This is a genomic window from Hanstruepera marina (genome assembly GCF_019880635.1).
GTDB classification, from domain to species: Bacteria; Bacteroidota; Bacteroidia; order Flavobacteriales; family Flavobacteriaceae; genus Hanstruepera; species Hanstruepera marina.
Genome location: NZ_JAINVX010000001.1, coordinates 836136 through 850042 on the forward strand (window position 1 = coordinate 836136; position 13907 = coordinate 850042).

Genomic DNA, 13907 nt, shown 5'->3' on the forward strand with positions numbered 1-13907 from the left:
TGTGCAAAGATACTAAAATTAACAAGGTATTTAATGTTGGGAAAATATGACTTTTGACAGTTTTTCATTCTTTCTTTTTTTAGACCTTTGTACTTTAAATAAAAAGTTATGTATAGACCCGTAAGTGCCGAGGATGCCGTAAAAATTATTAAGCCCAACGATAAAGTGTATTTGCAGGCTGCAGCTGCTGCACCACAAATTCTGATAAGAGCACTTACCGCTAGACACGAGGAATTGCGAAATGTTGAAATTTGCCAATTGCATACCGAAGGTGAGGCCCCATATGCGAATCCAGAATTAAAGGACAGTTTTCATGTTAATTCTTTCTTTATTGGAAAGAATGTACGCCATACCTTAAAGGCTGGAAACGGTTCGTATACACCAGTTTTTTTAAGCGAGTTGCCATTGCTCTTTAAACGAAATATTGTGGATTTACAAGTCGCACTTATTCATGTATCTGTTCCAGACCAGCATGGTTATTGCTCATTGGGAGTTTCTGTAGAAGCTACGCTTGCAGCTATTGATAATGCTGATCATGTTATTGCCCAGGTTAATAAGCAAATGCCTAGAACTCATGGTGCAGGTATAATTCATATTTCTGAAATAGATTCCTTTGTTGAATGCGATGAAGCGCTACCGGTACATAATATGACTGAACCTACAGATGTTGAAAACAAAATTGGTACGCATGTAGCTAGTTTAATTGAAGATAGAAGTACTTTACAAATGGGCATTGGTAACATTCCAAATGCCGTATTGGCAAAATTGACCAATCATAAGGACTTAGGATTGCATACTGAAATGTTTTCTGATGGTGTTATTGATTTAATTTTGAAGGATGTTATAAACGGAAACTACAAAGAAATTAATAGAGGTCGTGCTTTAACAACATTTTTAATGGGTTCTAAACGGCTCTATGACTATGTGGACGATAATCCATTTATTGAAATGCGAGCTTCAAATTACACTAACGATGTATCTATTATTAGGCAAAACCCAAAAATGGTTGCCATTAATTCGGCTATTGAAGTTGATGTAACGGGACAGGTCTGTGCAGATTCAATAGGCACTAGAATGTATAGTGGAGTTGGAGGGCAAATGGATTTTATTCGCGGCGCTTCGTTAAGTGAAGGGGGAAAGGCAATAATTGCTTTGCCGTCTATAACCAATAAGGGTATTAGTAGAATTGTACCGTCATTAAAACCTGGTGCAGGAGTGGTAACAACCCGATCTCATGTGCATTATGTGGTAACTGAAAATGGCATTGCCAATTTATACGGTAAAACTATAAAGGAGCGGGTTAAAGCATTAGTCAATATAGCACATCCTGATTTTCAGGAACAAATAGATCGTGAGTATTTTGAGTTAACTAGAGGGTGATTTATTTTGAAAAAACGAAAAGAACCCCTTTTTCTTATTTATGTTATTTGGATGGTATTTAGGGTTGGTAAGCATTTGATAAATTTCGCCCCAGCCTATGAATCCTCCAATATTTCTATCGTCTATAAAAATATCAGCATGGATTTTTCGGCTTTTGGAATAGTCAAAACGTTCTTCAGGAAAACTTTTGTTAACAGCATAAAATTCCAGACCGTTGGATTTGCAAAACTCTACGGCTTCTTCAAGCCTTACGCCACTTCTGTAGGTCCATAAAATAAGTCTATGGCCGTCTTTTTTTAAGCGCTGTAAAGTTTCGAAAGCAAAAAGTTTAGGCTTGCCAATTTTAGGATAGGCATCTTCAACAATGGTGCCATCAAAATCTACTGCTATAATAAGTTTGTCTGTAAAATTCATTTTAAACGAACTAAATTACAAAAGTATTATTAAACCAAGCTATGTTGTGTCATAGCTTTAGGTTGTTCAATACCCATAAGTTTAAGAATTGTAGGGGCTAAATCACCTAAAACACCATTGTTAATTCTTTTTAAGTCTTTGTCGATTAAAATTATTGGTACTGGGTTTGTTGTATGGGCAGTATGTGGAGTACCATCAGGATTTACCATGGTTTCGCAATTACCATGATCGGCTATTAGTAATGTGGTGTAGTTGTTTTCTAAAGCAGTTCTCACGACATCTTTTACACAAGTATCAACAGCTTCACAAGCTTTTATGGCAGCTTCCATCACACCTGTATGGCCCACCATATCACCATTGGCGAAGTTAAGGCAAACAAAATCGGTATCACCCAGTTCTAGTTCTGAAATTAAGGCATCCCGAAGTTCGTAAGCACTCATTTCTGGCTTTAAATCGTAGGTAGCTACTTTTGGAGAGTTTCTTAAAATACGCTTTTCACCTTTAAACGGTTCTTCACGACCTCCAGAGAAGAAAAACGTAACATGTGGATATTTTTCGGTTTCTGCAATACGAATTTGCTTTTTGTTGTGCTTTTCTAAAACCTCACCTAAAGTGTCTTGTAGATTATCTTTGTTGAAAACCACATTGATATTTAAGAATGTTTCATCATAATTTGTAAGAGTTACATAATGCAAATCTAACTTGTGCATGTTTTGTTCATGAAAATCTTTTTGAGACAATGCTTCGGTTAATTCACGACCTCTATCGGTTCTAAAGTTGAAAAATATAACTACATCTCCGTCTTTTATGGTAGCAAGCGGTTCGTTATTATTATTGGTGCAAATAATAGGGTTAATAAATTCATCAGTAACGTTATTGTCATAACTATCTGTAATGGCATTGGTTGGGTTGTTGGTTAATTTGCCTTTACCGTTTACAATGGCATCATAGGCTAATTTAATTCGCTCCCAACGTTTGTCTCGATCCATAGCATAGTAACGACCCGTTACAGATGCTAGTTTGGTATTCGTATTTTTAATATGCTCTTCTAAAGAAGTAATAAAACCAAAACCAGATTTTGGATCAACATCACGACCATCAGTAAAAGCATGAACAAATGATTCTTGAACTCCAGCTGTATTGGCCGCATCAATCAAGCCGAATAGATGGTTAATGTGTGAATGTACACCACCATCACTAACCAAACCTAAAAAATGAATGGGTTTTTTGTTAGCTTTAGCATAGTTAAATGCGTTAACTAAAACCGCTTCATTATCAAGAGTTTTGTTTTTTACAGCAAGATTAATTTTGACTAAATCTTGATATACAATACGTCCAGCACCTAAATTCATGTGTCCAACCTCACTGTTTCCCATCTGTCCTTCAGGTAAGCCAACATGCAAACCATCTGTTCTTAAACTAGCATTGGGATAGTTATTATAAAGGCTATCAATAAAAGGTGTGTTGGCATGGTCTATTGCTGAAACTTTAGGGTCAGGAGATTTCCCCCAACCATCAAGAATCATTAAAATTACTTTCTTGTTCATTAAGAATAGATTTAGAAATCAAAGATAAGGGTTTATTGGTTTTTAGTTGAATTGAGGCCTACAAAAAAATGGTATTATTAATGTTTTAAGAATACATTTACAGGAGATTAATCCGTGGTTTCTATTTAATAAAGTATTAACAGATTGTAGTTGAAAGCGTTAAATAATTGTTATTTATAATTTTTTAGTGTAACAGTTTCATTTTTATGTCGTCTCTTTAATATATCAAAAAAATATTTCATTAATCAAAAATCATTCATCATGAAAAAAACAATCATTCTTTCAGCAATTGCATTAAGTTGTTCTTTTACAGCTATTAATGCAGAAAATGTAAATGAACTTACGGACAGTGCAATAGAAACTGCAGTAAAAGAAAAAAGCCCTTTCCATATGTCTATTGTAAAGGGAGATGTTGAAACCGTTCAAAAATTAATTGAATTAGGTGCCGACGTAAACGAAAAATGGAATGGCTTAACACCAGCAATGTATGCAGCAAAGTATAACAGAACTGATGTATTAGTCGTTTTAATTGACAATGGTGCTAACTTGAAAACTAAATGCGACAAAGGTCATACCGCTTTAGAGTATGCCGAATTATCAAATGCACAAGCTGCTAAAAATGTCATTAAAAAAGAATTGAAAAAGAAGTAATGTGAATTACTTTTTTATGGTTGGTTAGTAAGGAAAAAGACTCTGTTTATTCAGAGTCTTTTTTTATGTCAAAATGTAATTTTTTTAAAATAATTCTTTTGTCATTGTATAATGTGTACCAATATTTATTATCTCAAATGGTTCACCAATTATTTTATAACCCTTGTTTTTATAGAAGCCTAATGCAATTTGGCGTGCATTAAGCCATAATCTAGAGCAATGTTTTAAAAGCATATCTTCACCAGCTTCAATTAGCAAATTTCCTAACCCTTTTTTTTGATAGGCTGTTAAAACAGCCATGCCGCGCAGCTGGTATTGTGTGGTTTCATGAAACAGTTTATTGTTATTTTTTATAAAGGATGCAACACCTACCAAATTATTTTTAAAAAAAAGGCCTAAATGAAATGTGGTTTCTTCATTGTCTAATTCGAAAGCACAATCCTCTATTGGTCTCCCTTTTCTTAAAATAGGATGACGAACCGGATAGGTTTCTAAAGCTGTGATTTGTTTAATGATATAATATGGGTTGTTAATCTTATACAGTTTGGCCGGCATATTATCATAGGTACCTTTTTCAATAAAGGTTAATCCGCATTTTTCAATTACTCGATGAGAAGCTAAATTAGCTTCGTGTGCATGGGCAAAAATCTCTTTTAGTTTTAAGATATGAAACCCATATTCAATGGTGAGTTTAGCGCTTTCTGTAGCATAACCCTTATTCCAATTTGATTTGTAAAACCTATAACCAACTTCAACTAGTTTGTCATCTGGATGGTATTTTAAGCCACACCAACCTAAAAATGAATCATCTGCTTTTAAGCATACAGCCCAACGTCCCATACCAAATAATTTGTATTGGTTGTAATTTTTTAGAAATTCTGTCGCTTCCTCTAGTGTTTCAAAAGCTTTGTCGCCTGTGTATTGTATAACAGCATTATCAGAATTCATTGTGTAGAAATGTACAGCGTCATCTAGTATGAATTCCCTTAAATAAATACGATCGCTTTCAGCAATAATGTTCATGTTGGTTATTTTAAGTCTGCAAAGTTATATCCAGATTCAACTTCGTATGGTGATTTGTTATGCTCAAAAACCCTAGCGGTATACTCGCCTTTTAAAATTAATTGATTGTTGTTAACGTCTATCCAACTGCCTTCTCTCAAGCCAACAACAGGTTGGGTGTTAAAACAATGAAACTCTTTTATACGGGTTTCGCGAGTTTCACCCATGTGCTTGCTATTTGGAATAGGGTCTAAATAATGTGGGTTGATATTAAAAGGCACAAGTCCTAAAGTTTTAAAGCTTGGTGGAAGTACTATGGGCATATCATTGGTGGTGTTCATAGTAAGGCCACAAATGTTGCTGCCTGCACTGGTTCCTAAATAGGGCGTACCGTTATTAATGGATTCCTTTAGTTCAGATAATATACCGTTTTTATATAATTGGTTAACCAATACAAATGTGTTGCCACCACCAACAAAAATGCCTTTAGCCTCTTTAACGGTATTTACCGGGTTATCAAATTCGTGAATGCCAGATATTTGCTTCCCTATTTTATTAAAAGCGTCACGTGCCTTTGATGTGTAATTATCATAAGATATACCATTGGGTCTGGCATAAGGAATAAACAGAATTTTATCTGTGTCTTTAAATAATTCTGATAAGCTAGTAAGTAAATAGTCTAAGTATGCACCGCCATATACAGTTGAAGTACTCGCAATTATTATTTTTTTCATTTGCTCAATTTTCGTAAATTTAAGTAAACATTGGTTTTAACAAAAGTTTATGCTGTTTTTAGCTAGTATTTTGAAGCTGATGTATTTTCTTTATAAAACCAAACTTATCGCTATGAAAAAATATTTGCTAACTCTTTCATTATTTGTTTTTTGCTTGTTTTTATCTGCACAAACTATTAAGCGTGTTGAGGTTAACGGTAAAATAATTGCAGAGAATGATGTGGAGGGTGTTACCATTTTTAATGCGTCATCCAATAAAGGAACAGTAGCTGATGAGAATGGTGATTTTAAATTGGCAGTGGCTTTAAACGATGTTATAGAGGTTTCAGCTTTGCAATATGTTTCCGTTGAAGTTTCCATAACTCAAGATGTTGTTGATTCTAAAATTTTACGATTGTTTTTAGTTGAAGAGCTTAATAAATTGAATGAGGTTATTTTATTGCCATCGCTTTTAACAGGTGAAATACATGTAGATATTGATAACGCTGAAGACCAACGCTATATTCAAATGCACTTTGGCGACTTGAGTGATATGGAGTTTGGTGAAGACCAATTCTCTGAAGTTAGAAATATTATTACTAGTGAAGGTGTGTATTATAATGGTGTTGATTTTGCACGAATTTTTGGGCTCAATAAATTGTTTAGAAAAAAGGACAAAAAAATGGATTTACCAACTAGTACCACGGCAGAACTAGCTGAAAAATACTCCCAGGCTTTCATTGAAGGTAATTTTAATATCCCTCATGAACGAGTTGATGAATTTATAATGTTTGTCAATGTAAAAGACTTTAACAACGACTTGTTAAAAGACGGTAATGAAATGCAGCTTATCCAATATTTAAACGATCAGAGTAAGCTTTTTCTAAAATCAAATAATGGCAAGGAATAATCTCTTACTCATCTTTGCTTTAACTTTTGTGGTACAAACTGTCTTGTCCCAAGAAAAAGAACTTGTAGGGAAAGTGATTAGTCCGCTGGATGTTGAAAATGTTCATGTCATCAATAAAACGGCACAAAAGTTTACTATAACTAACATTTATGGTGAATTTAGAATTACAGCTTCTGTAAACGATACCCTTATTTTTTCATCCATTCAGCATAAACTATTGTCCGTTGTTGTAGATAAAGAAATAATTAAAGGAGAAATTCTAGAGGTGAGGCTTGAACAGCAAATTAATGCGCTGGATCAAGTTGTGGTAGGAAAAGTTCTGTCTGGCGATATATTGTCAGATATTGGCAATGTTGAAGGTGAACCGATGACCTCAAAAAAAGCAGGTATTCCTGGTTATCAAGGTCCGCCTAAAACACAAAGTGAACGTAGGTTGATAGAGGCCACTTCGGGAGGTGGCATTGTGCCGCTAAACCCTATCCTTAATGCAATTTCTGGTAGAACAAAAGAATTGAAGAATAGAATAAAGTTAGAGGAAAAAGAAGCCCTGATGTACGACATAAAAGTGCGTCTTTCTGAAAGCTTGTTCAAAATGAATCCTTTAGATGATAAGTATGTACTGGAATATTTTTACTTTGTTTCAGAGTCAGATGATTTTTTAAAACGATGTAAAAATGTTAATGATATTGAGGTTTTGGAATTTTTAAATGAGAGACTAAATGTGTACAAAAACAATCTCAAGAAATGAAAACGGGGTTTTTAGCATTGATTGTATTCTCATTATTTTTCTTTTGTCTTCCTAGTCAGGAAATTATGTCTCAAACCATTGAAATTAAAGGTGAAATTATATCTGATTTAGATAATGAAAACGTACATGTTATTAATAAAACCTTTAAAAAATATGCTATCACCAATAAAGAGGGGAGTTTCTATTTGCCAGTAAGGTTGAATGATACTTTAGTTTTTTCATCTGTACAGCATAGGCCATATATGGTTGTTATAAGTGAAGAGATTTACCACGAAGGAAATCTTCAAGTTGAATTAGAAGAACAAGTAAATACTTTAGACCAAGTAGTTGTTGGAAAAGTGTTGTCTGGCGATATATTATCAGAGATAGGCAATGTTGAAGGCGAACCCATGACCTCAAAAAAAGCAGGTATTTCTAGTTATCAAGGTCCGCCCAAAACCCAATCAGAAAGACGTTTGCAGGATGGAGCAGATTTGAATCCAAAATTAGGAGGTTCATTAGGAGGGTTGGGTGTATCGGTTCGAATAATTCCAATAATAAATGCTATAACCGGAAGAAGCAAACAATTAAAAGAACACGTAGTATTAGAAGAAAAAGAAAGACTAATGTATGACATAAAAGTACGTTTATCAGAAAGTTTATTTAAAATGAATACACTAGACGCTAAACATGTTATGGAATTTTTTTACTTTGTTTCTGAAGAAGCCGATTTTTTATTGCGTTGTAAAAATCAATCTGACATGTTGGTTCTTGAATATTTAAAAGAAAAATTAGTTGTGTTTAAGAATAATTTAAATACAACAAAAAACTAATCCGGCTTTGGAATACTTTTTGAATAATTACATTTGTACATATTTTAAACCTAATGAAGCACATTTTAAAATTCCTGTTATTGGCAATAATTCCACTTATGGCGTTTACAAGCGTTCATGAATATTATGTGAGTATTACCCAAATAGAATTTGTAAAAGAAAAAAAATCTGTTCAAATAATATCACGGATTTTTATCGACGATTTTGAAAAATTGTTACGTGAGCGTTATGACTCAAATATTACGTTGGCCATTGAGGGCGAATCTTCTAAAGTGGATTTTTATACTGAACGATACTTGAAAGAAAAAGTTAAAATCAAGATTAATGGCAAAGAAGCGGTCATGACATTTATAGGTAAAGAGTATGAAGCTGACATTATGTATTGCTATTTAGAAATCGAAAGTGTAAGTTCTATTCAATCCTTTGAAATTAGCAATCAAGTATTATTTGATCTTTACAGTGAACAACAAAACATTGTAAGAACAAAAATTAACGGTAAGAACAAGAGCTTCATTCTTATTAAGGAAAATGATAAAGGTTTGTTAAACTTTTAACAAACCTAAAAAGTAGCTTAAAAAATCGTTAATTTTCGCTTCAATTTTTAGTAACCAATTTTAACGATGAAACATTTAAAGTATATTTTCTTATCTGTTCTGTTTGTTTCTGTAGGTGTATTCGCCCAAGAGGAAGAAAAACCAGAACGCAAACCAGGTCATACTAATAACAACAAGTTTAAACAATTGTATGACGAGTTTTCAAGTCCAAATATGTATAGAGCAGCATCTGGTGCTCCTGGTCCTGCTTATTATCAGCAGCAAGCCGACTATAAAATGGATCTTGTTTTAGATGATGACAAAGCCAGAATTTCCGGTTTCGAGACTATTACCTATCACAACAATTCTCCAGACCCTTTAAGTTACTTATGGGTACAGTTAGACCAAAATATGCGTGCTAAAGACTCACAATCGCCTTTAATTCAAGGTAGCGGAGTTGCTCCTGCACAACAAGTAGGTTCGTTTACATCAGCTTATATGACAGAAGGATTTGATGGTGGATTCAAAATAGAAGAAGTTAAGGATGCAGCAGGAAAAGATTTACCGCACATGATAAATCGCACCATGATGCGTATTGAATTGCCAAAGCCTTTAATGACAGGAGAAAAGTTTTCGTTCTCAATTAAATGGTGGTACAACATTAACGATTATGTTAACATGGGAGGCCGTTCAGGTTATGAATATTTTCCAGAAGATGGTAATAGAAATTATATTATTGCACAATTTTACCCTAGAATGGCTGTCTATAGTGATGTAGAAGGTTGGCAAAATTCACAATTCTGGGGACGTGATGAATTTGCTTTGCCATTCGGAAATTTTGAAGTCAATATCACAGTGCCTTCAGATCATATTTTAGATGCAACTGGAAAGCTAACTAATCGTAAGGAAGTTTTCAGTAAAGAAATGATGAAACGCTTTGAGCAGGCAAAAAAATCATACGATAAGCCTGTAATGATTGTCACTCAAGAAGAAGCAGAAGCAGCAGAAAAAGGTCGTGCTACAGATACAAAAACTTGGAAGTTTTATGCTGAAAATGTTCGTGACTTTGGTTTTGCTTCGTCAAGAAAATACATCTGGGATATGATGGCTGTTAAAATTGGAGGTAAAGATGTTATGGCTGTTTCCATGTATCCTAAAGAAGGAAACCCGTTATGGGAAGAATGGTCAACTTATGCCGTAGCAAGTACTTTAAAGTCTTATTCTCGAATGACATTCGATTATCCATATCATAAAGCCATATCTGTTCATGCCAAAAATCAAGGTATGGAGTATCCAATGATTTGTTTTAACTACGGTCGTCCAGACAAAGATGGTAACTATAGTGATAGAACTAAATACGGTATGATTAGCGTTATTATTCATGAAGTTGGGCATAACTTTTTCCCAATGATTGTGAATAGTGATGAGCGTCAATGGACATGGATGGACGAAGGTTTAAATACGTTTGTTCAATATGTAGCCGAGCAAGATTTTGGTGAGTGGTATCCTGCCGCTTTAAGCGAAGGTCATGATAATTATCCATCAAGAAGAGGACCTGCAGCTAATATTGTGCCTTACATGGGTGGTGACCAGGATTTTATTGCGCCAATTATGACCAAAGGTTTAAATACCTATCAATTTGGTAATAATGCTTATGGTAAACCAGGAACAGCTCTTAATATTTTAAGAGAAACTGTTATGGGACGTGAATTATTTGACTACGCCTTTAAAGAGTATGCAAATCGTTGGATGTTTAAACACCCAACTCCTGAAGATTTCTTTAGAACAATGGAAGATGCTTCAGCATTCGATTTAGATTGGTACTGGAGAGGGTGGTTCTATACTACCGACTATGTAGATATGGGTGTAAAAGAGGTTAAAAAATATTACGTTTCTGGTGAGCCTAATGAGTATGTTAAGAACATTGTTAAGCAGCGAGGCATGAAAATGAGCGACCTGCCACCTTTGGTTTATATGGTTGAAGAAGGGAGTGAAGAATACAATGAAAGCTTAAAGAATGGTACTTTACTAGAAAATTCACCGACACTTAAAGAGTATATTATGGATAATTTCTCTGAAGAAGAACGTGCTAAAATTAAAGAGCCAAAATATTTCTACAGTATTACATTTGAAAAACCTGGCGGATTGGTAATGCCTATTATTGTTGAGTATACCTATGCAGACGGTACTTCTAAAACCGAAAAGTATCCAGCGCAAATTTGGAGATTAAACGATAATGAAGTTAGTAAAGCAGTGGCTTCAGATAAGGAAATTGTAAAAATTACAGTTGACCCTAATTTAGAAACGGCTGATGTTGATACATCAAACAACTCATGGCCAAAAGAAATTAAGCAATCTAAATTTGATGAGTTTAAAAATGAAGTAAAAAATTAAACATACTTATATAAATTATTAAGCCGACTAATATTAGTCGGCTTTTTTTATTTTCAATGCCAACTACTTACTATATTTGTGGTGTAAAAATTAAGCTATGTTTTTATTTATAGGCACAACCGAAATCATGTTTATACTATTTATAGTGGTCATGGTATTTGGTGCAGATAAAATACCTGAAATTGCCCGTGGTTTGGGCAAGGGTATGCGTATGCTTAAAGATGCTTCTAACGATATTAAAACTGAAATTACTAAAAGTGCCGATGCTAACGGAATAGATACTGGTGTAGCAAAAGATGTTCAAGAAGAACTGAATAAAGTAAAGGACGATTTAGAAGATTTTACAGGTTCTGTTAGACGGAAGTTGTAAGTTTTTAAAAAGTAAGTCGTTGAGTAGTTCTCCATACTGATTCCTTGCTGAATTCTCCAAAATAACTTATGTATTCTCCGCTTTTGGAAATTACTACATAACTACTGCACGGATAATGATATTCAAAAAACAAACTTTCTATTATTCTATTTGGGTCTTTATAATAGTTAAGTATTCCATTGTATCTCTGTAAGCCATCATATGACTTGTATATATATATCGGCTCAATATTAGCAATTCGCTTAAGGCCTAAAGCTAGTTGGTCATGCCAATTTTTAATTTTAGCTTTATTTGCTGTTCCGCCACTATTGCATCTGTCTTTTCCAGGATGATAAATTATTACAATAGGACTGGTAGAATCAATTTCTCTATTTATCAACTTTTCAAGGATGTCTTCCAAATCGCTTCTTTTGGGGATTTTTCCTTTCTTTTCTCTAACAGTCAATTTTATATGATTGATAGAGTCGCCAGGAATATCTAAATATTTATTTGTTGAACGAATTTTATAAAATTTTTCTTCGCTAAGTTCAACATTCTTATGATTAAAATATCTAATATCACCTTGCTTTATTTTTGAGGAGGAGCACCCAGTATAGAGCACGATACAAATAAAAAAAAGAAGTAATTTGAATTTTGATAAGTTTAATCTAAAAAATGCTTTCATTTATTGCGAAGTAAAGAGATAATTATATCATTCTGCTTATTGTCAGCCCATCGCGTATAGGCAATACAACCGTTTCAACTCTTGGGTCTTTCTTTAATAGTTTATTGTATTCAATCAATGCTGGTGTAGAGGTGTCCTCTTTTTTAAATTTAGTATCGAGAACTTTACCACTCCACAACACATTGTCAGACAAGATGATGCCGCCCGAATTAAGTTTGTCAATAATAAGTTTAAAGTATTTGGTATAGTTGTCTTTGTCGGCATCTATAAAAACCAAATCAAAGGTTGTGTTGAGTTTTGGAATAATCTCTAATGCGTTACCTAAATGCTGATGGATTTGTTTTCCATAAGGCGATAAGTCAAAGTATTTACGTTGAAAATCATATAACTCTTCGTTAATATCTATAGTGTGCAATTCGCCTTTGGGCTGCATCCCTTCAGCTAAACACAATGCAGAGTAACCTGTATAAGTACCAATTTCTAAAATAGATTTTGGACTAACTAATTTAGACAGAATACTTAAAACCCGACCTTGATAGTGACCACTTAACATACGTGGCTGTAATATTTTTTGATAGGTTTCTCGAGTTAACTGTTGTAATAATTCTGGTTCGTTTTCAGAATGTTGTACTATATATTGATCTAAATCATCAGAAAGAAAATGCATTAGCCTAAAATTCTATTAACCAACTTTTGTTTAGCGTTTTCGTCATCACCACAAAGCCATTGAATAACATTGTCTTCCCACATCGCATCGCGTTCTGTTTCTGAAATGATGTTGCGTTCTATCGCTAAATCTAGAATTTTACCAGGATAGGAAGACTGTTTGGCACTTTCCATTTCACCTAATGGATAGGGATCGTCTAAACCAACCAAAACCTGTTTAGAGGTTTGGTTTTTGATTAATAGTTCTAAAGAACCAGTGTCATGAACCAATGTGTCGAAAAAGATGTTTTTATGACCTACAGCTTTTCTTGGATGACTTTTACCCTCAAACAAATCTGGACGACCATCAAAACCTTGAATGCGTCTTCCTAAATTAATTTGTGCCAATTGTCCACCATGGGCAAAACAGGTACGCATGTTCGGATATTTATCCTGATACCCATTTAGGGTTAAAAAGTGATAGGCATCGGCACATTGCGCTAACATCCAAATTAAGTGAAATCGCCAAGCTGTATTCTCTAGTTTTATAAACTTTTCACCATCATATGGATGAATTTCTACAGCTAGATTGTACTTATTGGCTAATTCAAAGATAGGCTCATTTTCTTCATCAAAAATACAGCGCCAAGTTCCTATGGTATCCATATAATGGGTTGGAAGGCAAAGAAGTTGTAGTCCCAGTTCTTCTACACAACGTTCAATTTCCCAACAGGCACCTCTAACAAATCCAGGATGCACTACAAAACCACAGGTAAATTTACTTGGGTTTTCATGTTGAATTTTGGCATTAAAATCATTTTGAAAACGTAAAGCCTGTTTCATCTCTTCAACGCGTAAACCATTACCATAAAGCTGCGAAAGATTTAAAACTACGGCATGATCAATTTTAAAACGCTCCATCCAAGCTAGTTTTTCATTAAGAAAGAAACTAGAATCAGTTATAGGTCTGTTCCAATCTTTTTGAAGCATAAATTTTCGGTCCTTATCCACCCAGAAGATTCCCTTGTCTTCCATAAATTTAGGTATTTCTTCAGGGTAAGGTAGAAGGTGTGAATGACCGTTTATTCTTAATTTACGTTTTTCCATAGTTGTCATTGCGAACC

General features: G+C 34.1%; 15 protein-coding genes. 8 read left to right on the plus strand and 7 right to left on the minus strand.

Annotated features, from left to right (window positions below):
* Positions 1–108 precede the first annotated feature (108 nt).
* Entirely contained in the window at positions 109–1380 is a 1272-nt protein-coding gene (locus K7G76_RS03855) for an acetyl-CoA hydrolase/transferase family protein (protein ID WP_223032881.1), read from the plus strand.
* Here K7G76_RS03855 and K7G76_RS03860 read toward each other — a convergent pair.
* Both K7G76_RS03860 and gpmI read right to left on the minus strand, forming a co-directional pair.
* Entirely contained in the window at positions 1366–1794 is a 429-nt protein-coding gene (locus K7G76_RS03860; protein WP_223032882.1) for a BT0820 family HAD-type phosphatase, read from the minus strand. The genes K7G76_RS03855 and K7G76_RS03860 overlap by 15 nt on opposite strands.
* A gap of 29 nt (positions 1795–1823) precedes the next feature.
* On the minus strand, positions 1824–3341 hold the full coding sequence (gene gpmI, locus K7G76_RS03865; protein WP_223032883.1) for a 2,3-bisphosphoglycerate-independent phosphoglycerate mutase: 1518 nt from the start codon (positions 3339–3341) through the stop codon (positions 1824–1826).
* A gap of 261 nt (positions 3342–3602) precedes the next feature.
* Between gpmI and K7G76_RS03870 the strand changes: the two genes are divergently transcribed.
* Positions 3603–3992, plus strand: coding sequence for an ankyrin repeat domain-containing protein (locus tag K7G76_RS03870; protein ID WP_223032884.1), 390 nt, complete (start codon positions 3603–3605; stop codon positions 3990–3992).
* Positions 3993–4076: 84 nt separating this feature from the next.
* Here K7G76_RS03870 and K7G76_RS15370 read toward each other — a convergent pair whose 3' ends face one another.
* Together K7G76_RS15370 and pepE are read right to left on the minus strand one after the other, a co-directional pair.
* Positions 4077–5015 carry a GNAT family N-acetyltransferase gene (locus K7G76_RS15370; protein WP_255572917.1) on the minus strand — a complete coding sequence of 313 codons (939 nt, stop codon included), beginning with the start codon at positions 5013–5015 and terminating at the stop codon, positions 4077–4079.
* Between the two features lie 5 nt (positions 5016–5020).
* The gene (gene pepE, locus K7G76_RS03885) at positions 5021–5728 is read right to left on the minus strand and encodes a dipeptidase PepE (protein WP_223032885.1); all 708 of its coding nucleotides are present in this window, start codon (positions 5726–5728) and stop codon (positions 5021–5023) included.
* Positions 5729–5840: 112 nt separating this feature from the next.
* Here pepE and K7G76_RS03890 point away from each other — a divergent pair, with 112 nt between their 5' ends.
* The 6 genes from K7G76_RS03890 to K7G76_RS03915 all read left to right on the plus strand — a co-directional run bounded on the left by K7G76_RS03890 (position 5841) and on the right by K7G76_RS03915 (position 11474).
* On the plus strand, positions 5841–6617 hold the full coding sequence (locus K7G76_RS03890; RefSeq protein WP_223032886.1) for a carboxypeptidase-like regulatory domain-containing protein: 777 nt from the start codon (positions 5841–5843) through the stop codon (positions 6615–6617).
* Positions 6604–7365, plus strand: a complete 762-nt coding sequence (locus K7G76_RS03895; protein ID WP_223032887.1) for a carboxypeptidase-like regulatory domain-containing protein — start codon at positions 6604–6606, stop codon at positions 7363–7365. The genes K7G76_RS03890 and K7G76_RS03895 overlap by 14 nt, the downstream gene beginning before the upstream one ends.
* Positions 7362–8177 carry a peptidase associated/transthyretin-like domain-containing protein gene (locus K7G76_RS03900; protein ID WP_255572918.1) on the plus strand — a complete coding sequence of 272 codons (816 nt, stop codon included), beginning with the start codon at positions 7362–7364 and terminating at the stop codon, positions 8175–8177. Before K7G76_RS03895 ends, K7G76_RS03900 begins: the two co-directional genes overlap by 4 nt.
* A gap of 53 nt (positions 8178–8230) precedes the next feature.
* A complete protein-coding gene (locus tag K7G76_RS03905) occupies positions 8231–8731 on the plus strand; it encodes a DUF6702 family protein (RefSeq protein WP_223032888.1) in 501 nt (166 codons plus the stop codon).
* A gap of 66 nt (positions 8732–8797) precedes the next feature.
* Positions 8798–11104: a M1 family metallopeptidase gene (locus K7G76_RS03910; protein ID WP_223032889.1), complete on the plus strand. Its 2307-nt coding sequence runs from the start codon at positions 8798–8800 to the stop codon at positions 11102–11104.
* A 97-nt stretch (positions 11105–11201) separates the two neighbouring features.
* Complete coding sequence (locus K7G76_RS03915; RefSeq protein ID WP_223032890.1) at positions 11202–11474, plus strand: Sec-independent protein translocase subunit TatA/TatB; 273 nt, start codon at positions 11202–11204, stop codon at positions 11472–11474.
* Between the two features lie 4 nt (positions 11475–11478).
* Here the strand turns inward: K7G76_RS03915 and K7G76_RS03920 are convergent, their stop codons facing one another.
* From K7G76_RS03920 to K7G76_RS03930, 3 genes are read right to left on the minus strand one after another with little or no spacing between them, the layout of a single operon-like run.
* A complete protein-coding gene (locus tag K7G76_RS03920) occupies positions 11479–12138 on the minus strand; it encodes a hypothetical protein (RefSeq protein WP_223032891.1) in 660 nt (219 codons plus the stop codon).
* Positions 12139–12160: 22 nt separating this feature from the next.
* The gene (locus K7G76_RS03925; protein WP_223032892.1) at positions 12161–12805 is read right to left on the minus strand and encodes an O-methyltransferase; all 645 of its coding nucleotides are present in this window, start codon (positions 12803–12805) and stop codon (positions 12161–12163) included.
* Positions 12805–13890: an amidohydrolase family protein gene (locus tag K7G76_RS03930; protein WP_223032893.1), complete on the minus strand. Its 1086-nt coding sequence runs from the start codon at positions 13888–13890 to the stop codon at positions 12805–12807. The genes K7G76_RS03925 and K7G76_RS03930 overlap by 1 nt, the downstream gene beginning before the upstream one ends.
* Between the last annotated feature and the right edge of the window lie 17 nt (positions 13891–13907).